The 20884-nt window shown below is 39.5% G+C and carries 27 protein-coding genes and 1 pseudogene; 19 read left to right on the top strand and 9 right to left on the bottom strand.

Going from position 1 to position 20884, the window contains the following annotated elements; genetic code table 11:
- Window positions 1-12 precede the first annotated feature (12 nt).
- From AC3WJG_RS02015 to AC3WJG_RS02005, 3 genes are all read left to right on the top strand, one after another.
- On the top strand, window positions 13-213 hold the full coding sequence (locus AC3WJG_RS02015; RefSeq protein ID WP_098247882.1) for a helix-turn-helix transcriptional regulator: 201 nt from the start codon (window positions 13-15) through the stop codon (window positions 211-213).
- Window positions 214-370: 157 nt separating this feature from the next.
- Window positions 371-535 (top strand): hypothetical protein, encoded by a 165-nt coding sequence (locus AC3WJG_RS02010; protein ID WP_195696297.1) that lies wholly within the window; start codon window positions 371-373, stop codon window positions 533-535.
- A gap of 31 nt (window positions 536-566) precedes the next feature.
- On the top strand, window positions 567-980 hold the full coding sequence (locus tag AC3WJG_RS02005) for a DUF5301 domain-containing protein (protein WP_060745141.1): 414 nt from the start codon (window positions 567-569) through the stop codon (window positions 978-980).
- Between the two features lie 82 nt (window positions 981-1062).
- On the opposite strand, the gene AC3WJG_RS02000 is transcribed toward AC3WJG_RS02005, so the two are convergent.
- A complete protein-coding gene (locus AC3WJG_RS02000; RefSeq protein WP_013058226.1) occupies window positions 1063-1203 on the bottom strand; it encodes a hypothetical protein in 141 nt (46 codons plus the stop codon).
- Between the two features lie 166 nt (window positions 1204-1369).
- Entirely contained in the window at window positions 1370-2002 is a 633-nt protein-coding gene (locus tag AC3WJG_RS01995) for a LysE family translocator (RefSeq protein WP_337134308.1), read from the bottom strand.
- 138 nt (window positions 2003-2140) lie between these two features.
- On the opposite strand from AC3WJG_RS01995, the gene AC3WJG_RS01990 reads away from it, so the two are divergent.
- Both AC3WJG_RS01990 and AC3WJG_RS01985 read left to right on the top strand, forming a co-directional pair.
- On the top strand, window positions 2141-2752 hold the full coding sequence (locus AC3WJG_RS01990; RefSeq protein WP_098580000.1) for a transglutaminase-like domain-containing protein: 612 nt from the start codon (window positions 2141-2143) through the stop codon (window positions 2750-2752).
- A gap of 128 nt (window positions 2753-2880) precedes the next feature.
- Window positions 2881-3054, top strand: a complete 174-nt coding sequence (locus AC3WJG_RS01985; protein ID WP_169305193.1) for a hypothetical protein — start codon at window positions 2881-2883, stop codon at window positions 3052-3054.
- A gap of 37 nt (window positions 3055-3091) precedes the next feature.
- Here AC3WJG_RS01985 and AC3WJG_RS01980 read toward each other — a convergent pair whose 3' ends face one another.
- A complete protein-coding gene (locus AC3WJG_RS01980; protein ID WP_098791775.1) occupies window positions 3092-3532 on the bottom strand; it encodes a DUF5391 family protein in 441 nt (146 codons plus the stop codon).
- 428 nt (window positions 3533-3960) lie between these two features.
- Window positions 3961-4449, bottom strand: coding sequence for a DUF2500 domain-containing protein (locus AC3WJG_RS01975; RefSeq protein WP_337134282.1), 489 nt, complete (start codon window positions 4447-4449; stop codon window positions 3961-3963).
- 126 nt (window positions 4450-4575) lie between these two features.
- On the opposite strand from AC3WJG_RS01975, the gene AC3WJG_RS01970 reads away from it, so the two are divergent.
- Window positions 4576-5541: a 2-hydroxyacid dehydrogenase gene (locus tag AC3WJG_RS01970; RefSeq protein ID WP_060745145.1), complete on the top strand. Its 966-nt coding sequence runs from the start codon at window positions 4576-4578 to the stop codon at window positions 5539-5541.
- An 11-nt stretch (window positions 5542-5552) separates the two neighbouring features.
- The gene (locus AC3WJG_RS01965) at window positions 5553-5783 is read left to right on the top strand and encodes a YczI family protein (RefSeq protein WP_034650134.1); all 231 of its coding nucleotides are present in this window, start codon (window positions 5553-5555) and stop codon (window positions 5781-5783) included.
- A gap of 29 nt (window positions 5784-5812) precedes the next feature.
- On the opposite strand, the gene AC3WJG_RS01960 is transcribed toward AC3WJG_RS01965, so the two are convergent.
- Complete coding sequence (locus AC3WJG_RS01960) at window positions 5813-6688, bottom strand: Cof-type HAD-IIB family hydrolase (protein ID WP_028409513.1); 876 nt, start codon at window positions 6686-6688, stop codon at window positions 5813-5815.
- Window positions 6689-6852: 164 nt separating this feature from the next.
- On the opposite strand from AC3WJG_RS01960, the gene AC3WJG_RS01955 reads away from it, so the two are divergent.
- Both AC3WJG_RS01955 and AC3WJG_RS01950 read left to right on the top strand, forming a co-directional pair.
- Complete coding sequence (locus AC3WJG_RS01955; protein ID WP_013084219.1) at window positions 6853-7611, top strand: DeoR/GlpR family DNA-binding transcription regulator; 759 nt, start codon at window positions 6853-6855, stop codon at window positions 7609-7611.
- A gap of 52 nt (window positions 7612-7663) precedes the next feature.
- The gene (locus AC3WJG_RS01950; protein WP_098332671.1) at window positions 7664-7873 is read left to right on the top strand and encodes a hypothetical protein; all 210 of its coding nucleotides are present in this window, start codon (window positions 7664-7666) and stop codon (window positions 7871-7873) included.
- A gap of 38 nt (window positions 7874-7911) precedes the next feature.
- Here the strand turns inward: AC3WJG_RS01950 and AC3WJG_RS01945 are convergent, their stop codons facing one another.
- Together AC3WJG_RS01945 and AC3WJG_RS01940 are read right to left on the bottom strand one after the other, a co-directional pair.
- On the bottom strand, window positions 7912-8601 hold the full coding sequence (locus AC3WJG_RS01945; RefSeq protein ID WP_028409512.1) for a YoaK family protein: 690 nt from the start codon (window positions 8599-8601) through the stop codon (window positions 7912-7914).
- Window positions 8602-8674: 73 nt separating this feature from the next.
- Window positions 8675-9175: a GNAT family N-acetyltransferase gene (locus tag AC3WJG_RS01940; RefSeq protein WP_337134281.1), complete on the bottom strand. Its 501-nt coding sequence runs from the start codon at window positions 9173-9175 to the stop codon at window positions 8675-8677.
- Between the two features lie 115 nt (window positions 9176-9290).
- On the opposite strand from AC3WJG_RS01940, the gene AC3WJG_RS01935 reads away from it, so the two are divergent.
- The 6 genes from AC3WJG_RS01935 (at window position 9291) to AC3WJG_RS01910 (ending at window position 15968) form a co-directional block, all read left to right on the top strand.
- Window positions 9291-10220, top strand: a complete 930-nt coding sequence (locus AC3WJG_RS01935; RefSeq protein WP_098432442.1) for a hypothetical protein — start codon at window positions 9291-9293, stop codon at window positions 10218-10220.
- A gap of 104 nt (window positions 10221-10324) precedes the next feature.
- Window positions 10325-10954, top strand: a complete 630-nt coding sequence (locus AC3WJG_RS01930) for a CPBP family intramembrane glutamic endopeptidase (protein WP_098334242.1) — start codon at window positions 10325-10327, stop codon at window positions 10952-10954.
- 225 nt (window positions 10955-11179) lie between these two features.
- On the top strand, window positions 11180-11875 hold the full coding sequence (locus tag AC3WJG_RS01925; protein WP_013058211.1) for a FadR/GntR family transcriptional regulator: 696 nt from the start codon (window positions 11180-11182) through the stop codon (window positions 11873-11875).
- 230 nt (window positions 11876-12105) lie between these two features.
- A complete protein-coding gene (locus AC3WJG_RS01920) occupies window positions 12106-12999 on the top strand; it encodes a PEP/pyruvate-binding domain-containing protein (protein ID WP_060745152.1) in 894 nt (297 codons plus the stop codon).
- A 22-nt stretch (window positions 13000-13021) separates the two neighbouring features.
- Window positions 13022-14656, top strand: a complete 1635-nt coding sequence (locus AC3WJG_RS01915) for a PEP-utilizing enzyme (RefSeq protein ID WP_102813883.1) — start codon at window positions 13022-13024, stop codon at window positions 14654-14656.
- Window positions 14643-15968: an MFS transporter gene (locus AC3WJG_RS01910; protein WP_337134280.1), complete on the top strand. Its 1326-nt coding sequence runs from the start codon at window positions 14643-14645 to the stop codon at window positions 15966-15968. Before AC3WJG_RS01915 ends, AC3WJG_RS01910 begins: the two co-directional genes overlap by 14 nt.
- Window positions 15969-16054: 86 nt before the next feature.
- On the opposite strand, the gene AC3WJG_RS01905 is transcribed toward AC3WJG_RS01910, so the two are convergent.
- On the bottom strand, window positions 16055-16522 hold the full coding sequence (locus AC3WJG_RS01905) for a hypothetical protein (RefSeq protein WP_221840965.1): 468 nt from the start codon (window positions 16520-16522) through the stop codon (window positions 16055-16057).
- Window positions 16523-16596: 74 nt separating this feature from the next.
- Window positions 16597-17727 (bottom strand): annotated as a pseudogene (locus AC3WJG_RS01900) (GerAB/ArcD/ProY family transporter).
- A gap of 160 nt (window positions 17728-17887) precedes the next feature.
- Between AC3WJG_RS01900 and AC3WJG_RS01895 the strand changes: the two are divergent.
- The 4 genes from AC3WJG_RS01895 to AC3WJG_RS01880 all read left to right on the top strand — a co-directional run bounded on the left by AC3WJG_RS01895 (window position 17888) and on the right by AC3WJG_RS01880 (window position 20758).
- Window positions 17888-18373, top strand: coding sequence for a DUF2306 domain-containing protein (locus tag AC3WJG_RS01895; RefSeq protein WP_337134279.1), 486 nt, complete (start codon window positions 17888-17890; stop codon window positions 18371-18373).
- Between the two features lie 79 nt (window positions 18374-18452).
- Window positions 18453-18935: a GNAT family N-acetyltransferase gene (locus AC3WJG_RS01890; protein WP_013084205.1), complete on the top strand. Its 483-nt coding sequence runs from the start codon at window positions 18453-18455 to the stop codon at window positions 18933-18935.
- A 2-nt stretch (window positions 18936-18937) separates the two neighbouring features.
- Entirely contained in the window at window positions 18938-20017 is a 1080-nt protein-coding gene (locus AC3WJG_RS01885; protein WP_098247902.1) for a DNA alkylation repair protein, read from the top strand.
- Between the two features lie 156 nt (window positions 20018-20173).
- Window positions 20174-20758 (top strand): hypothetical protein, encoded by a 585-nt coding sequence (locus tag AC3WJG_RS01880; RefSeq protein WP_337134278.1) that lies wholly within the window; start codon window positions 20174-20176, stop codon window positions 20756-20758.
- Window positions 20759-20884: the final 126 nt, after the last annotated feature.

Raw genomic sequence — 20884 nt, 5'->3', positions numbered from 1 at the left:
GATGAGTGATGAATGGTGGAAAATCGAATTAAAGAACTGCGTAAAAGCAAACGGATGTCTCAAGACGAACTGGCAAAAGTATGCGGCGTATCGAGACAAACGATTAATGCAATTGAAAACAATAAGTATGATCCAAGCTTAACGCTAGCTTTTCAACTTGCTACAGAGCTTGGAGCAACAGTAGATGAGCTGTTTTTATTTCATAAATCATGATGAGTTAGTTAAAAAGAGAAGGTAATGTGAAGTAGTGATCTTACTAGTAGAAGTTTTAACATGGCTGTAAGCTAAAAGCACCTAAGTAAACAGTAGATCAATATTACTTCTATCATTTTATAAAAAAGAGATTTACAGAGCAACGGTGGTGAAAGGAATGAAAAATCGAGCTGCCGGAGTAGCTCTTACAAGTATCGGCATGTTACTGTTGATGGTAACGTTAGTACTTCCTGTTCCGGGATTAACGTATAGTTTACTTGTAGGAAGCAGCATTCTACTAAAAGGCTGCGGGACAGGAGGAATAAAAAGGTGTATCACGTGAATGCAGCGTGATATAGAAAAGGAGGTTCCTTTTGAAAAAAAGAACGATTATTATAGCTGCACTTTTATTTATTGTCGTATTTTATTTTACATATACCGGGAAAGCCTATCAGTTAAAAGACGTCATAAAAGTAGATGAAGCAAACGTTACGCGTATTGAAATAGATACGGACGAAGGAAAGCGTGTAGTAGATGATAAAAAGAATACGAAAGAGATCGTACACTCTTTGTCACAGATAGAAGTAAAAAAAAGCAAGGAGCTCGACCCAAAGTTTGACCAAGCTTACTGGGTAAAAATCGTTGAAAACGGAAAAGATGCGTACGGTTTAACGATTTACGATAATGATTACATAAAAGCGTTTAGCTTTGAAGATAAAAAACAGGCGACATATACGATTGTTAAAGATCAAAAAGTAGATGTGAAAAAGCTGTTTTCAACTAAATAAACAAACCTACTAAAAAAGACAGCCAGCGCTGTCTTTTTTTATGAAAATAATAGATTGAAAATTACGACTATTTAAAACGGAATTAATCCTTGCCTATATAATTAATAAATGATTGAATTAGGTCAATATCAGGGTTAACTAATAGTGCTGGAAGAAGGCCAAATGTTAATAATACAAGAACGTTTGATCCAATAAAGATGCGAAGTGCTTTTTTGATTTTCATGATATTTCCTCCCTTTTTTATATTTTCGTATAAAAAGAGAAAAAAATCAATAGAAATGTGACGAATTTGTGAACTTTTTGTCTAATAGTCCCTGATAGATGATAAAAATTCCCTCTCTATACTAGATAAAGAGGGGATATAGCACGTCATAAAATATGTAGAAACATTAAAAATACAGGCGCAGATTCTCAATAAATCGGTAGAGGAAATAGCATGAAAAGCCAATTAAGATACATCCAGCTGCAATAGAAACCCATTTGATATAAAGCTGATTCAGCACTTTTCTAGTTCCAGAGACAATCGTCATTAAGCCTAGGTCATGAATTAAAATCCCTGTTAATATTCCGGCAGCAATCACTAGGAAATGAAACGAGTGAGAGGATTGAAGCGAATTGGTCAGCACCGTTCCAAACACGCTGAGCCAAAAAATGAGATTGCTAGGAGAAATCGCAACAAAGATCCCGTTCACATAAGAAGAGGAAAACGACTTTTTTACGTGTTCTCCAGGAGCCGTTATATCATGGTCGGCATGTTTAATACTGTCATAGCCAATATAAAGTAAAAAAAGCGCTCCTATAAGCCACATGATAAGCTGTATAAAAGGAGCCGATAAAACAGAAGCCAGTCCAGAGTAAAGAAGCACAATTAGTAATAAATCAACCGTTATTCCTCCGAGTCCAACAACCCATCCGTGAAGAAACCCGTTTTTTAAACCTTGTTTTGTCATTTCAATCGTCACCGTACCAACGGGAAGGGCAATCGAAAGACCGAGCAGTACATTTGTCAAAAATAACGTCACCAAAAACAAAACCTCTTTCAATCTTGTATCTACTATCGTTTTCCGTTTAAGTGGTCTTTCATTATATAAAAATATGTAATAAAATTCAATATTATGTATAAAAAAACATATGGTGAATATAAGAGGAGGAAAAAGTAAATGAAATTGATTTGTGAATCGTTGGAAAAAGAAGACTACACGCAAGAACTTCCAGAAGTGAACTTTACACATCCTTTGATTCAACAAAAGGTACGTGAACTCAAAAGCAGCTTGCCTCATTCTTCCCTAGCGTACATAAAAAAAGCCTATGAGTTTGTGAGAGATGAAGTATCTCATTCCTGGGATATTCAAAGCAAAATCATCACGAAAACCGCTTCAGAGGCTTTAAAAGAAAAGGAAGGAATTTGTTACAGCAAGTGTAATCTATTAGCCGCTTTGCTGCGTGCAGAAGGGATTCCTGCAGGCTTTTGTTATCAAAGGCTGATACTTGGAGATACGATAGACACAGGCTACTGTATTCATGCCTTAAATGCAGTTTACATTAAATGTGAAGAGAGATGGATTCGATTAGATGCGAGAGGAAATAAAGAAGGAGTGCAGGCCGACTTTTCGCTAAAAAAAGAAAAACTGGCTTTTCCAGCGAATTCTATACGGGGTGAAATTGACTACCCAGTTATTTATACAAAACCTCATAAAAAAACAATGGACGTGTTGTCGCAGTACGAAGACTGCTTAGATATGTATTTACACTACTTGCCTACCGAGCTATAAAAAGAGGTTGCGACAAAAGTATGTTAGTTGAAGCAAAATTAGAACGATGAATTGAGATTCTTGGTAGAGAATCCAACTCGTTGGAATTTTTTATTGGAAGGTTTTATGTATATGGCTGCTTCTATCTGATGATTGGAGGGCAAGACGAAGACTCCTGCGGGGAAAGCGGAACAGGTGAGACCCCGCAGAAGCGGAAGCTACGAGGAGGCTCACCTGCCGCCCGCGGAAAGAGAAGTCTTGCACGGAATCAAAAGCGGTGCAACAAGCGGTTCAGCTCATCTCTCCAATTTGTTCGTATTTAGGCAAAATGGACTTAGATGCCTCAACCTCTTCATCATTTTAAACGCTTTCCTGCACGGTGGCCGACGGTCTTTTAAACGCAGCAACAAACCACACAATATTCGTGATCAGCAAGCCTAAACAAGAAATCATTATTCCTATAATTGAAGATAAGCTTCCTGAAAAATCTTCTAATCCGAATAAAAACAGAGCCGGCATCAGTAATAGAGTACTAGCAGCGATTAAAAGGCCAATGCTGCAAAAAGCGGCCATCACAAATTTTAAGAAATGCATTCCCAACATATAAAAAGCTAAGGGCAATAGGTATAAAAATAGAACCATGCCAAGAGATAACCACAGCCCAGTTGAGCCGAACGTATTAACGTTGGGACCTGAATCTGCTAGAGGAGAAAGCGAACCAAGAACCAAAATGAAGCAGAAAAATAGGGCGGAAAGCAAAGTGGTGACTATCACACTATTTTTTGCTGTAGAATTACGCACTGTTTTTAACCTCCTTTCCAAAAAACAAGTATATGGATTAATTTTACAATAAAAAAGTTTATAAATCACCAATTTTTTACAAAAATAGTTTAGTAGGTTTGATAATAATGAAGAGAAGCCGGGTTAAGATAATACACGTGTACATATTTTTTGTGTGGACCTGGATAGTGGGTTTCATGCCAGTATTGCGCCAGTATTGTTTGAATAGGATGCGAATGAGGGGCTTCGCCGTAATGTCCGTAGTAGAGGCCGCTGCCTGAATAAGGAGAATACATAAAATCACCTGCCTGTTTAAATGAATGTGTTACACGGTATGTTTTTGTATTGAATAACGTTCTTGTAGAATGTAAAAAGGGCACAAATAGGTCGTTTGCTGTATAAATGCCTCATTTCAGTAAAAAAGACCTCTAAAAGCAAGAGGTCATAACCTAGGCATCTGTATGTTCTTCACTTGGATGTCTTTGAAAATCCAAAAAACGAGTTCCTTGAAACGTCAGCATTCCTTCATCGCCTTCTGCTAGCATGCCGTATTCGCGGCCTGAAACAGTCAATTCAGAGCGGTCGGTGCTTTCAAACTGAAAGGTTACGTAGTAAGTTGTAGACGTGTGAGAGTGGTGATGTTCGTGAGCGTGACCCCCATGGCGATGAACGTTTGTACGTTTGCCCGTAATTTTTGCTTTTACGGAAAGACGGGGAGACTGCTCATTTTTACTCCATGTGCCGATCCCTTTAAAAATAGAAAATAGAAAAATACCAATAACAATAACAAAAAATAGCATCACAAACGCAGGCATTCCATTAAATAACGCGTCGTCTGGAAAAAAAGCGCCTCCGCTTACGTCGTCGGGCTCATCACCTTCAAAAACAATGTCATCTCCGGACGGATCATCTTCAAATATCATTTCATCTTCAAACATTCGTATTCCCCCTTACTATAAATACGCTTACTGAATGGAAAAAGTTTCATCTTTATAGTAGGCTTATGATAGGATAGCTAGTTACTATTCATACATATGAGTGAACAAGGAAAAGGAGAGATACACATGGGGAAATACAAAGTTGTTATGTCTGGAAAAACGTGGCCAAACGCTTATGAGAAGCTAGCGGAGTACTGCGATATTCAAATGTGGGAAGGAGAAGGAAAGATTCCACAAGAAACGCTACGCGACTGGCTTCGTGATGCCGACGGCTTTTTTAATATCGGCCACATCACAGTGGACGAAGAGCTGTTAGAAGCAGCGCCGAATTTGCGCGTTATTTCTCAATCGGGCGTCGGGTATGACAGTGTAGATGTCGAAGCATGCACCAAAAAAGGGGTGCCGTTTAGCAATACGCCAGGCGTGCTAGTAGAAGCAACGGCAGACTTAACGTTTGGTCTCTTGCTGTCAGCAGCTCGCCGCATTCATGAAGGCTATGAAAAAGTGAAACAAGGAAACTGGGAAACGGTATTTGGCGTTGATTTATTTGGAAAAACGCTTGGTATTGTTGGAATGGGCGATATCGGAAGCGCCGTTGCCAGACGAGCAAAGGCATCGGGTATGAACATCGTTTACCACAACCGAAGCCGCAAGCATGAAGCCGAAAAAGAGCTTGATGCCGTATACCTTTCATTTGAAGAGCTGCTTCAAACAGCTGACTGTATCGTATGCTTAGTGCCGCTTTCAAATGAAAGCAAAGGCATGTTCGGAGAAGCTGAATTTAAAGCCATGAAAAACAGCGCGTATTTTGTGAACGCAGCGCGCGGAGGATTAGTGGATACTGAAGCACTGTATAATGCGCTAGAAAATGAAGAAATTGCGTATGCCGCACTGGACGTAACAGACCCAGAGCCGCTTCCCGCAGATCATAAACTGCTGCAGCTTTCAAACGTACTGGTGACGCCGCATATCGGAAGTGCTACGTACGAAACGCGCAATCGCATGGCAGATTTAGCCGTCCAGAACCTGCTTTTAGGTCTTGAAAAAAAGCCTTTAGTGACGTGTGTGAATGAAGACGTGAATTACAAGTAAGGAGAGATTTTTTGTTAAAAGCATTACAGCTTATTCTTTCAATTATTACTGTTGGACTGGCTCTTTATATTATGCTCACTCACAGCTACCAGTTCCTTTCATTTTTAAATATACTGCTCGGGTTTACCATGCTAGTTTTAGGAGCAATCGAGTGGCAAAAAAGAAAGAAAACCAGCGCATGGCTGTTGTTTCTAGTTGCGCTGTTTAGCTGGTTTGTTGGTATTTATCGCATGACCATTTAAAAACGCTTGGCAAATGCCAAGCGTTTTTTTTAATGTGCTTCCAGCTGTGCTTCTAACACTTTTTCAATAACGGAAGCTACTCCGTTTTCATCGTTTGTTAATGTAACGTCATCAGCTAGTGCTTTAATTTCCGCGTGCGCATTTGCCATAGCGATTCCTTTTCCAGCCGTTTGCAGCATGGATACGTCGTTAAAGCTGTCTCCAATAGCAATAGTATCAGGAAGAGAGCCGCCAAGCTCTTTTACCACGTATGTTAATGCGTTTCCTTTTGACGCGTCTTTGTGTTCAAGTTCGAAGTTATGATCAGCCGAAGAGACAAGCGTCATATCATGCTGCTTGCTAAAGTGATCCCAGCCTTTTTTTCGTTTTTCATCATCAAATGAAAAAGCTAGTACGTTATAAAGCTCAGCGTTTGTATTTAAAATATCTTCATACGATGCAACAAAGGCAAACCCCGTTTGGCTGTATTGCTTAGCCGCTGCGTGATGAAGTCTTTCTTCATCCACGTTTTTATTGGCGCTTTTTACTCGGTCAATTTCAATAGCCAGCAGCTCACGGCCTGAGTTTGGCGTATAAATCGCATGTTCAGCAAACACTTCATAGTAAAATTCGTTTGCATCCAGCCACTGAAGCGCTTCTTTTACGTGATGTGCATCAATCGGAACAGAATGTCTGAGCTGTCCGTTTGGGTCATGAATAGTCGCTCCGTTTGCGGCAATCACCCAAAGGTTTGAAAGCTCAGCTTTTTTTAAAATTTCCTGCACGTCGAAATAAGCGCGCCCCGTAGCAACCACGACTTCAACTCCGTGTTTTTGCGCTTTTTTAATTGCTTCTGCATTAATTGTGCTAATTTCACTGCTGCTATTTAAAAGAGTTCCATCTAAGTCTGTAAAAATCATCTTCATAAACTATCTCTCCCTTTGGCTATTATTACTTGTTTTTGCTTGTTTTATCTTGTTTATCATACAATAAACGAAAAAACACTGATAATCAAGCGTTTTTACATTGTTTTTACAAAAGAAACAAGTATAATAAAGTAAAAAGCAGAAAGAAAACAGGTGAACAAGCAATGTTAAAACAAGAAAGACGCAAACAAATTATGAATTTGCTTGAAAAAGAAGGGCGAATTGTGGCTACGACGCTTAGCCAAACGCTGAATGTTTCAGAAGATACAATCCGCAGAGATCTGCGGGAAATGGACGCGCTTGGTCTGCTGCAGCGCGTACACGGAGGAGCGCTTCCGCGTTCCACGTCTGCGGTTGATTACAAAGAGCGAAAACGTGAATTGATGGATGTTAAGCATTCACTTGCCGTTGCGGCGCTTCCGTTAATTAAAGACGGGCAGGTGCTCTTGATGGACGGAAGTACAACAAATATTCAGCTTGTCAAAGCTTTTCCAAAGAATTTGAAGGTTACCGTCATTACAAACAGTCCGTTAATTACCGTTGCACTAGCGGAACATGACTTTGTAGAAGTTGTTTCTCTTGGAGGAACGTTTCGAAAAGAGTCGATGGTCACGGTAGGACAAAGCGTGGTTGATACGCTTAAACAAATTCGAGCGGATCTTTGTTTTTTAGGCGTATACGCAATCGATCCTAAAATCGGCATGAGCATTCCTTTGCTTGAGGAAATGCACATTAAAAGCCAAATGATTAAAAGTGCGAGTGAAGTAGCGGCTATTGTAACAGCTAAAAAACTCAATACATCGTCAACGTACACCTTCAGTTCAGCAAACTCATTAGATTGGCTCATTACAGAAGAACATGTGAACGAAACCGTGTTAAATGCTTACCGCGAAATCGGCATTGAAGTAATCACAAATAAATAGTAGTTTTAGTAAGGAAGTATATGGTAATGTAGAGTAAAAAGGAGCTTGAGCGATGAGCGAACAAATAGATGTTACGCAGGAATTAGCGAAGCTTCAGCAAAGAGTCGAACACCTAGAGGAAAGAGTGGAAAAAGCAGAGTCTAAGCAAGGTCCTTTGCGGTTATTATGGGAAGCCATGCGATCAATTTTAATTGGACTATTCATTGTAGGGCCTGTAGCAGCAATCATTTTTGGCGTTTTAGCGGCACTGTCAGGGAAATAAAAGACCCGTTTCTTTATCGAAACGGGTCTTTATCATTATTATTTTTTTTCTGAATCAGAACGAAACTTCGTGCTGACAAAAATGATAATGGCTAACAAAATCACAATGGGCAGCCAAATAATTTCAAATTTATAAGCAGGCTCTGCAAGCGCGGCGATAACAGCGCCAAAGCAGTAAAGCACAAGAGACAGCGCGCGAAGAATAGCATCGGTGTTAAACGTTTTGCGGTAGCGAGAACTGCGAAAACGTGCCGTTACGTCTTCAAAAAAGTTAGCAAGCGTCCCTGTCAATACAGTTGTGGAAATGCCGGCTACGCCAAGCTTTCGAGCAGCCGTTGTTTGAAGTCCCATCGCTGAGCTTAATAAGAAAATAAACAAGTAAGTTAAGTGTAAAGAAGGAGAAAACGAAGATAAAAGTGCAAAAACAAGCAAAAGTAATCCTTCTATTCCAAGTGCGATCGTTACGGCTTTAGGCCAAAACGTTTTTTCTTTATTTCCAACTAAAATTGCAGCTCCTACAACTCCTATAATGAAGCCTCCTAAAGCTGTCAGAGAGTGAAAAACAGTTGTTTCAAGCGAGTTTCCGATTGCTAACCCGAGCAACACGATGTTTCCGGTCATGTTTGCAGTAAAGATATGGCCAAGGCTTAAGTAGCCAATCACATCGACGATACCCGCTGTGACACAAAGAACCAGCAAAATAATGTTTCGATAAGTAGAATTCGTCACGGTAAGTCATCCTTTCTTTTTATACCAACTAAACAGTTTACCGTGAAGAAAAAAATCTGTCCAGAGAGTTGTCTTACAAATTTTTAAGCGTGTCCCATCCAAAAGCCACCTCAGGTAGGGATGTCCCCTCAATAACAACCTCAGCACGATCGATTCTTTTTCCGCCAAGCGCTTCGTAAAACTGACAGGCGCCGTTTTGTTCAAAAGCCCATGTGAGCATCGTATGTATATGTTGGTTTGCCAACTCTTGCGCTATTTTATGCATAAGCGCTTTTCCGATTCCTTTTCGCTGATGCTCTGCGAGTAAATACATGGCATACAGTTCTCCTTTATAGAAAGGATGCTTGCTGGTTCTTTCTTTGCCATAAGAAGCAAAGCCTACGATTTGACCGTTTTCTTCTGCAACGAAAATAGAATTTGACTCCAGCTGTTTTCTCCAAACAGGTTTTCGCTTTTCAGCGCTCAAAGAATCTAAAAAAGAATCTGGTACAAGTCCTTTATAAGTTGATTTCCAGCTTTCTACGTGTACATTCGCAATGCCTGATTCATCGCCAATTCTGCCTTGACGTATCATATGCTCACCTCGTTTTTTTCTATATTTTAACATGATTTTAAAGCCGCCATCCCCGTTTTTTCGTTTTCTTTGTATATATATAGTAGCTATTTTACATAACAAAGGAGATGACGTAATGAGTAAATTATTATTAAAAGATCAGCCGTTAATTGTACTGCCGGCGCTGGCAGTCAAAGTAGGAGTGAACGGAGCGCTGTTTCTTCAGCAGCTTCACTACTGGCTTGAAAAAAGCGTAAACGTGCAGGACGGATATACATGGGTATACAACACCAATCAGCAGTGGCTGCAGCAGTTTCCATTTTGGTCGCTTTCAACGATTCAACGCATCATTTCAAAGCTTGAAAAAGAAGGCCTGATTGTAAAAGGAAAGTACAACCGCTCTAAATTTAACAACACGGTCTGGTACCGGATTGATTATAAGAAACTAGAAGAGCTTATGCCAAGCGATGAATTTGAAGAGCTCGAAGATGTCAATTTGACAGAAGGGGAGAGTCAAATTGAAGCAGCGGATTCACTCACTGTGACGGCGTCATTAACAGAGACTACAGCAGAAAATACAAATCAAATAAAAAGAGAAGAAGACGCGCATGACGCTTACGTACAAACGTTAGAAGCCGCTTTTATTGCTAGAAGAAACCGAGGAGTGTATCCTTCAGCTAGTGACTTGAAGCATATGTACGAAGTCGCCAAAAGCGAAATACCTATAAAAGAGGCGCTCTCTGGACTGCATGAAGCATTTGATCTCTACAAGCCTAAATACAGCGGGGATACAATTCGGGCATTTGCCTATATCAAACAACATCTTTTTCATAAGCATTATGTAACGTCACAGCGCGCGCTTGCGAGTCAACAGGCTGAAAAGCCTGTTTCCTACGCCAATAAAAAGCGGGTGATTCGCAAGGAAATGACGCCGGATTGGCTAAGAGAAAATGAAGAGCTAGAACCTTCAGCCCCTGCTTTTAAAAACGATGCCCACTTTGAAGAAGAAAAGAAAAAGCTTGCTGAAAGTCTTCGTGAGCTGGAGCAGGAATTAAAAAATAATTGAAAATACCCCCGGACTTTTATAAGATAAAAGATAGTAAACCTTTTGAATACGAAAGGTTTACTAGGTAAAAGAAAAGCGGCTCTTAAAGAAGGTGCGCCATAAACGTGATAAAATTTTTGTTTTTGCTGTTTATGCCTACAATCTTTGTTTTTTTCGGTTTGTGGCTTATCCAAAATGTGTTGGTAACATTTGTTTGCTTTTACGGCTGGATGTTTATGATTTTATATGCGAATAATAAAATTAACTTTAAGGTAGCGCTTACAAAAAAATCTCTGTATGTGGGAACTCTGAGCGGAGTTCTATGTGCCGCTGTGATAATTGGAAGCAGCCTGTTTTTTTCTGGTAAAATCTTTCATGTAGAAGATATGCAAGCGGTTTTGCAAATATGGGGATTTAGCGGATGGAAAGTGATCATTTTAGCCGTCATTTTGATTTTTATTAACCCTTATTTAGAAGAAATGTATTGGCGAGTATATATACAGAATAAAGTGAAGAAGCATCTGTCCTTATCCGCTTCAACCATTGTTACATCAAGCTTTTATACGCTTTATCACCTGTTTATTATTCTGCCCGTTTTTGCGTTTCCTTTTAATTGGATCTCGGCTGCAGGCGTTTTTTTAGCAGGTATAACGTGGGCGTGTATAAGGGAGCGATATGGTGCCGAAGCGGCAATTATTAGTCATGCGTTAGCGGACGCGGCGATTATGATTGTATACGGATTATATGTAAGATAGTGGTATTATGTCAAAAAACCATGAATCGTTATTCATTTATAACTTGTTTTCATGGTATAATAACAATAATAGTAAAATTTTATCAACACATTTGAATTGAAATAATGTATACTTGTAATACAAAGATTGAAGCGTTTACATAAATCGGAATACACATAGTTAATCTGGGTCCGATGAAAACTAAAAAAAAAGAGAGAGATAATTACTTGGAGGAGGAATAGAAGTATGTTTGTACCTATTGAGCGTAAAAAAGTATCTAGTCAAGTGCTTGATCAATTAAAAAAGATGATTAAAGAGAAAACGTTCCCGCCAGAGTCTCGTTTGCCGTCGGAACATGAGTTATCCAAAATGTTTGGAGTGAGCCGCGCACCAATTCGTGAAGCGCTAAGCGTTCTTTCTGCCAGCGGATTAATTGAATCACGACAAGGCGGAGGAAGCTACGTAAAACGTGTAAACTTAGTGGGGATGCTTGATCCAATGACGTTTGAAATGGTTGAAGCAGATCAGGTTCTTGAACTAATTGAAATGCGTATTATCATCGAGTCGCAGGCAGCAAGCTTAGCCGCACTGCGCCGTACAGATGAAGAACTGATTGAAATTAAAGAATCGTTAGAAGCATTTAAAAAGACGGTTCACAACAGTGAAGAAATTGGACATGAAGCGGACTATCGCTTTCACCATGATATCGTGAAAGCAGCTCATAACTCATTCCTTCTTCATGCTGTAGAAGATTTAGGCCATTTGTATCGAAAAGCGCTTGCTTATTCGTTAAATAAAAGCCAAAAAGAAAATCGCAAGCAGACGGATGCCGACCATGAGCGTATTTTTGAAGCGATTAAAAATGGTGAGCCAGAAGAAGCAGCAGAAGCGGTTCGTGATCACTTAGAGCACGTTCGCCAAAAAGTAATGGTATCTCAATAATAAAAAACGATAGCCCTTGTGGCTATCGTTTTTTTATATGTGTTAGTTATAAAAAAAATCACAAATCATATTCTAGTGAATATGGTTTGTGATTTTTTTGTAAAGATATTTAAATTTATGTTAATTTTTGGTAAACTGAACTTAGTTCCATAAAATTACATTATGGTTTTAAATGGATTTTCCTATTTTATTTGATTGTCTTTTGACATAAATGAAAGGAGGTTAAGTGATTGCACATCGTCTCTTTAGAAAAAGCATGTTATGCAGAACTTCAAGCAGTAGGTTCAAAAGCTTACAATCTCTCAAAAATGATTCAGCACGTTTCTCATATCCCTACAGGATTTGTTTTAACATCTCACGCATTACATTCCTTTTTAACGTTTAACCAAATAGAAATAAAAGCAAAAGATAGCAGCGTCATAGAAAAGAAGATTCAAAGCGGCACGTTTCCTTTAGCTTTGCAAAAAGAAATTGTTTCTTCGTATGCCAATATTCAAGGTGCTGGTGTAAAAGCCGTAGCCGTAAGATCTTCTTCCGCACTTGAAGATTTGGAGAATGCGTCTTTTGCCGGACAGTATGAAACGATATTAAACGTAAGAAACAGAGAAGAACTTTTGACAAGTATAAAAAAATGCTGGGCTTCTTATTTTTCATCCGTTGTTCAAGCGTACGCCGAAGATAAAGAAATTTCGCTTTCTAATCCCCAGATGGGTGTCCTTGTACAAGGAATGGTTGAAGCCGATGTATCCGGAGTGATTTTTAGCGTAAATCCTATTACAGAAAGTGAAGATGAAGTAGTCATTAACGTGGCGTACGGCTTAGGAGAGGGAATTGTGTCAGGTGGTGTGACCCCGGATTTATTTATTATTCATAAACAGACAAAAAATATAATGAAAGAACTAGGATTAAAAGAGTATAAGGTAGTGTCAGGTTTTACAGGAATAACAAAAGCTGTGACAACAGATAAAGAAAAAAAAGAATTTTCTATATCAGATGAAACAGCACTACAGCTGCTTCGTTTAACGAATCAAGTAGAGCAGTATTGTCAGTACGCTGTAGACATTGAATTTGCCATAAAAAATGAACATATTTATTTGCTTCAAGTGAGACCTGTTACTACATAATGAAAAGGAAAGGGGAAATCAAATGAACGTATTATCTGCATTTCAAAACGACCTATTTTTAAGTGAGGAAGAAAAACAAACAGGATTTTGGGTGCAAGACAACCTACATATCGCTCATGCACTAAGTCCTTTATACGCTTCCTTTCAGCTTCCGGCAATGACTTATGGGACGAAGCAAGGTTTTGAAACGTTAAAATTGCCTATTGCTCAATTTGTAGTGAAATTAGCTGATGGAAAAATGTATCAGCAAAATATCCCGTTTCCCGGTGACGTAAACGATCGCTTAAAGGAGCACCAAGAAGCAGTGAAGCCGTTGTTACCTCGACTTAAACCTAGATTATATGAGTACGTTAATGAGGTGTTTTTACCTTTTTATACGGAAGTCAAAAGAAATGCAGAACGTCCCTTATCTTTAAAAGAAGCAGAAGAAAAAGTAAAAGAACTGCATGGTTTTTATAAAAAAGCTTGGCAGCTTCACTTTGAAATTGTCATGCCAAGAAGTGATTTAGGAATGATTTTAGAAGAGCTATATGGAGCCTTGACGGGAGATGAGAATACCGCTTACGTATATGATCTGCTGGAAGGCGTAATGAACAAGTCACTTGAAACGGATCAAGCACTTTGGGAACTAACTGACAAGGTAAAGCGTTCTGGCCCGTTAAAACAAGCTTTTACGGACCAGAAGTCAGAAGACATAGAAGCAAATCTATTAGGCACAGCTGAAGGCAGAGAATTTTTAAAGAATCTGCAAAACTTTTTGGATGAGTATGGCTATCGTTCTGCAAATTCGCACGAGTTTATTGATGAGACGTGGGTAGAGAATCCTTTACATGCGCTATCGATTATTGCTGGCTATGTGCGTAAAGATTACGACTTCAAGAAAAATTATGAAGATGTCGTAAAAAAAAGAGAAGAAAGCTATCATGATGTACTTGCAAAAATGCCAGAGTGCCAAGAAAAAAAGCAGTTTAAGCTGTTTTATGGATGGGCCCTAGACGCGTGGGGGTTGGATGAAGATCATCATTTTTATATCGATGCGATGCTGCCTGCTACAGCAAGACTGTTTTTACTGAATGTAGGAACTCTTTTAGCTGATCACCAAATGATTCATCAGCCTCAAGATATTTTTCATTTTTATTACGATGAATTGCTGGAAGTATTAAAAACGCCCGTGGCGTCTCATGAACTGATCGTTAATAGAAAGCAGGAGTTTGAAGAAAATCGTCATAAAAAAACACCGCCTGCTTATGGCACGCCTCCTCAAACAGGAGAAGATCCTTTATTAGAGCGTATATTCGGGAAAATGGGGCCTCCAGAAGTAGATGAAACGCAAAAAATCTTTAAAGGAAGTGCCGCTTCAAGAGGCGTTTATACGGGAGTAGTAAAAATCATTTCAGATCCAAGTCAATTTTCTAAACTTAAACAAGGAGAGGTTCTTGTGTGTGAAACAACAGCACCGGCTTGGACCACGTTATTTTCGCTTGCAGGCGCAATTGTAACCAATGCAGGAGGGATTTTATCTCATGCAGGAACAGTGGCTCGTGAATATAAACTTCCAGCGGTTCTTGGCACAAAAGTAGCCGTGGATCTACTAAAAGACGGAGATGTCGTTACCGTAGACGGAACTAACGGAGTGGTGACGATTGAACAGCAGTAAGCCGTCTTTGATTATCTTTTCTATTTTAACGGGAACTTTTTTAATTCCCGTTAATTCCACTATGATTGCAGTAGGCTTACCGTCTATTGCCAAAGCGCTTCATCTTTCCATCGTACATGTATCAGTAGTGGTAACTATCTACTTAATTGTGATGGCAGTTGCTCAGCCCATCGCGGGGAAACTTGGCGATTTATATGGAAATAAAACGATGTTCGTAGCTGGAATGATTATTTTTTTAGTGGGATCTGCCGCCTGTGTGTTTTCATATAACTTACTTTCGCTCACCGTTTTTCGAACGCTGCAAGCATTAGGAGGCGCACTAGCTACGCCTAACGCAACAGCCATTATGAGACACAGTTTGCCAAAAGAAAAGCTTGGAAGAACGCTTGGGTTATTTGGCTTATCAATGGGGCTGGGAGCAGCTGTAGGTCCTGTATTAGGTGCCTTTTTAATTAAGTATCTTGGGTGGACGTCGATTTTTTGGTTTAACGTTCCTTTTGCTGTTTTATCGTTGATTTGTTCATTTATATACGTGCCGTCTAACGTAAAACAAAAAGCAAAAATGCTGGATATAGGGGGCGCTTTTTTACTTGGAGTAAGCATGACGAGCTTTACCCTAATGCTGACGCACCGTGATTTGTTTAATGCTTGGACTATTTTTATATGTATAGCGTCTATCGTTCTTTTCATTGTGCAAGAACGCAAAGTCCAAGAGCCGCTGATTGATTTTAAGCTTTTTAAGGTTCGTCCTTTTTTTTCTTCAAATCTTTCCATTTTATGCAGTAATTTTATGATGTATAGTACCATTTTGTTTGTTCCGCTTTTGCTAGAGAAGCAGTATGATATTCGGTTAATTGGTTTGCTTCTTTTCTTTTTTTCATTAGCCATGTCTATTTCTTCTTGGCTGGGAGGATTGTTAGCAGAAAAGGTAGGGAAAGAACATCCGATACGATTATCGTTTCTTATTTCGCTGCTTGCGGCGATGCTTTATTTCCACTTAGCGAATGCCTCCATTTCTTATACCATTGTATCTTTATTAGTAGGAGGAGTGGGAGCGGGAATCGGTGTTTCATCTATGCAGGCTATGAATATTCAATCCGTCAAAAAAGAGCAATCAGGCACTGCATCGGGCATTTATTCCACTTTTCGTTATATTGGAGGAATGTTAGCGTCAGCTGCGGTGAGCTTGTTAGTAGGCACTACTGGTCTATTGGTGGTTCTATGTATAGCTGGAGTAGCAGGATTCCTTGTGTCGTTAGTTGGAAAAGAAAAAGGAAAGCAAGTTTCCTTGTCCAAAGACGTTTTTAAATAAAAAAGAATAGCCAGCGGAGAAGCAGACATTCATTTTATTGCAGGTCCTGAAAATGATGATGTGCGGATCCAAAGGCTATTCTATTTTTAAGTGATCGCTCTTTTTTCAATTTTACACACCCACCGGTAATACTGCACTACCATCCAAAACAACAGCGGATTTAGCAGAAGCGAATACCACCATGTCCACCATCCGTAGTGAAAATAACCCCAAGGGGCAGGGAGAAGGGCTACTACTTCATAAAGTAAAACAGCAACCGACCAAAGTAAAATATAGGCGGCTTTTTTTGTGAGCTTTCCGGCAAAAGGATAGTAGGTAAGAAAAAGCATGTTCACAGGCGGAATGAGAACAGTATAGGCAAAAATACCTTGCCAGTCTGTCTCCTGTGTAAAATACCAGTAGCCGTGAAATTTGAAATTAATGAAGACGTCAAAGATATGCTGAGCAGCAATGGTGAACATCCAAATGTGAACAATTTGATTTGCTGTGAAGCGCTTGTTTGTTTTAAAAGCAAGAATGTTAAATATTAAAATAGAAAGAATTAATCCAATCATATTGGTTCTCCTTTTTGCTTCTTGACTATATTGTATAATTTTAGGAGGTTAAATCCAATAGAGAAATGGACATACTACGAATTTTCTGCGGTCTTTTTCACAGTGACGGACTGTATTTTTTTTCGATTTCTTAAAAATGCGATCACGAGTAAAAGAGCAGGAATGACAATTTGAAACGGAAGATGTAAAGTGAACGGAATGGTTTTTAACCCTTCATATACGTGTTCGAAATAGTTTTGAGCAAGAGACAATGAATAAAATAAAACGACTAAGCCGATTGGAAATACAAACGGTGACGGGTTTTTAAGCTTAAACACGTGGGAAAGGTCCAGCACAGTGGCATAGAAAAACAAACCGATTTTAAAGAAGCCGCCCGTGATTAAAGCCACTATAAAAAACACATCAAGCCGTTCTAAAAAACCTGCGAATTGAATGCTTTGAACCGTGCTTAAAAGCGGAAAAGCAGACCTCGATGTTAAGGTAACGCCCAGCACACCTATATTGACGATCATTGTAATCATAAGGTTAATACCGTTTAACGTAACTGCGCTGAAGACAATCAGAGCGGTCTTTTTCACATTTTTTGTGTATGGAAAGATCATTGCAAATACAATCACTTCACCAAAAGGAAAATAGAGCGTTTGGCTGTACGCAACGTGCAGAACCGGAGCGATGCCTTTTTCAAGAATCGGCCGCAGGTTTGTAAAATCAATAAGGCCGGAAACAAAGATAAGAATAAAGCCGGCAACGGCGAGAACATAGATGAAAATAAAGAGCAGTTCTGCTGAACGTGCCATCACTTCAATTCCTTGACGAACGGTATAAATAATCCCAAGCATAAGCAAAGCGTTCACCATAAAAAGCGGCGTATCAGGATAGACGAAGGTGAGAAGCATTGCTCCGAAATCACGCAGCACCCGCGCGGCTCCGTTAGCAAAATATAAGACATAAAGAAAAGCAAGTATGCGTCCCGGTACTTTTCCAATGATTTTTTCAATATACTCCGTCAGCGCTAAATGCGGATAATAGCGGTGCAAGCGATAATATATATAAATGAGTGCCTAGCTGCTGATCATACCAACTAAAATGGCAATCCAAGCATCTTGCTTAGCGTCCATCGCTAAGCCGATTAAAAAGGCGCTGCCAATCTCAAAGAGCGTAATTAACACAAACAGCTGCCATCCGCTAATTCGAGCATTTTCCACTGTCTATCCGCCTCCTTTTCTAAAGCTAGTATGCGCTTTTTAACGTTGAGCATATGCATCATGTAAGTAAAGAGTTGGAAAGGAAATAGGGATATTTTGTTAAAAAATAAGTGCGCTAGCCGAAGATATAAGAGAAAAGTGCATAAAAGGAGAGAGCGCGTTGGATTTATTTGAAGTTATACTAAGTATCCATATTGGACTCGGCATGATTTGCTTGCTTTCAGGAATGGTGTCTATGCTAGCGGCTAAGAAAAAAGGACAGCATACCATATGGGGAGAAGTGTATCACGGTGCTTATGCAGCACTAGCTGCCACAGCTATCATGTTAGCGATTTGGAAATGGAATGAAATTGCTTATTTATTTTATATTGCCGTGTTTTCATACGGATTAGCGATTTACGGCTATGCAGCACGCAAGCAAAAATGGAAGAGCTGGCTTCAACACCATATTCGCGGTATGCTGGGGTCTTGTATCGGAGCTGTTACCGCACTGCTTGTGAATATTGGAGACAGTGTTCCGCTGTTAAACAAGCTTCCGGCACTTTCTTATTGGTTTTTGCCGACGATTATTGGCAGTCCGCTTATTTACATAGTCGCAAGACGCTATAGAAAAAATGCTTCTGTTTCTAAAAAAATATCATACTAAGCAAAAAAGCCTTTTACCGAAAAGGCTTTTTTCTGTTGCGAACATTTGTGCTATGATAGAGAGGCAAGGAGGATGCAGCATGAAAGAAAATCATCAGTTTACCATACATACGAATAAAGAAAAGCTTGATATAGATGTCATCTACTCGTACCTTCATCATGAATCATACTGGGCAAAAGGAATTCCGCTTCACCTTGTTCAAACGTCCATTGAACACTCCGTTTGTTTTGGCGTGTATGATGAGTGCGATAAACAAGTAGGATTCGGACGGATTATTTCAGATTTTGCGACGTTTGCTTATTTGGCGGATGTGTTTATTCTGCCGCACGCCCGAGGCAACGGGCTTGGAAAAGCGCTGGTACAAGAAATGATTCGCTATCAGCCGATTCAACACGTACGAAAAATTTTATTGGCAACAAAAGATGCTCACGGTTTGTACAGTCAGTACGGATTTAAAGAAGTTAAAAATAAGCAGCTGTTTATGCAAATTTTTAAAAAAGGCATGTACGAGCGGGCGATTTATTCAAAAGAAAATAAAATACTGCCTGGAAAAGAGGGATAAGTATGGCTGAAGAGTTACGTAAAAGCGTATTTAATGAAGAGTTGATTACGCACTTAAGCGACGCTTTTTCACGTGAAATGAGTTCATTTGATAAAAAAGTATTTCATGAGCTGGTTTTTCAACAAGACTGGGAAGACTTTGGGCTGAAAGAGCGCATGAGAAGAATTACGCTTTCCATGCATGAAGTGCTGCCGGGGGATTATGAAGAAGCGCTTCATATTCTCTATAAAGTGGCTCCAACGGTAGGGGGACTTCAAGGCACGATTTTTCCAGATTACGTGGAACTGTACGGATTGAACGATTGGGAAGCTTCAATAAAAGCACTTGCGTTTTTTACGCCGTTTTCCACATCAGAATTTGGAGTGCGTCCATTTTTAATTCAAGATAAAAATCGAATGCTCCAGCAAATGATTGAGTGGGCGGGAGATGAAAACCATCATATTCGCAGATTAGCAAGCGAAGGAAGCCGGCCTAGACTTCCGTGGGGACAATCAGTACCTGAGTTAAAGCAAGATCCAAAACAAACGCTGCCGATCTTAGAACAGTTAAAACGAGATGAATCGCTTTATGTCCGCAAAAGCGTAGCCAATCATTTAAATGATATTTCTTACATAGAAAAAGACTGGATGCTTGATGTGATGAAAAAATGGCACGGTGAAGACGTTAAAACCGACTGGATCGTTAAACATGCGTGCCGTTCACTGCTGAAAAAAGGAGACCCTGAAGCTCTGTCTCTTTTTGGCTATGGAGATGACCCAGGAGTGAGTGTCACAGAGCTTAGCTTACAGCCGCATACTATTACAATCGGTGATAGCATTGACTTTTCATTTGAACTATCCGTGGAAAAAACCATGCCGCTTCGCATAGAGTACGGAATTCATTACGTAAAAGCAAAAGGAAACCGCACTAAAAAAGTGTTTATGCTAAAAAATGTTCAAGCAAAAGCAGGCCAAACGCTGACAGTCACAAAAAAGCATGCGTTTAAAGATTTAAGTACAAGAAAACATTACAGCGGTACGCATACGCTTTCTGTTATTGTAAATGGAGTGGTAAAAGCAGAAGCGGACTTTGTGATAGAGTAGCTCTTTCCTCATGGAGAGAGCTTTTTATGTTTTTATAGAGCTGGTGAGGAAACTTAAGTTCAATAGGTTGCTGACTCTGTACTTATTTACAAAATCGACTGAGAAACATCCATTTAAATTCCTTTTATGGTATATTAATCCTTAGGGAGTGGTGAAGTGAAGAAATTTATTGTGGGCACATTGAGTGCTTTTTTGGCAATGTCATTGGTAGCGTGCTCAAACTCTGCTAGCAAAGAAGAGAGCGGCTATAGCATTCAAAAAGTGAAAGTCAAGATAACAGATGCTGCTGATTTAATTGGAAAAGTTGGTATACAAGATAGCAAAGGAAAAATGGTCGACGTAAAACCAAAAGCGCTGTATTACGAGTTTAAAATGAAGCAACAAGGCGAGCGTAAATTCTATCAAAATGATAAAGACGAAATAGAAGCTAAAATTATACCGAATGAAGATTTAAAGAAAGCATCTATCAATACAGTAGGTGTTAATGTATTTGATGAAGGGCATGAGCATTTCGGTACAGGTATAGGAATTGAAGAGTTTAACTATATGAAAAAAGGAAAAGTCGATGTGCACTACGATCTGGGCGCGACTGTTAAAAACAAAGAAATGCCTATGGCTCCATCCGATCAGAAATTAAAAAAACTCCAAAAGGTGGCGAGGCATGGAACACTCGTCATTACGAGAAATAACAAAGAAATTGGCCGATATGATTTAGAAACGCTAGAATCCGTAAAGAAATGAACATAGGAGAGATAGCTGCATGGACTATGAAACAGCTAGACTAGCACAATACAAGCTCAAGGAAGTTCTGAGTTTTATAGCAGTTCATACATAAAAAAAGGCTGGGACAAACGTATGTTAGCTGAA

It is taken from the genome of Priestia sp. FW507-14D1A, from assembly GCF_058781295.1.
This window is presented reverse-complemented; position numbering and strand designations above follow the sequence as displayed.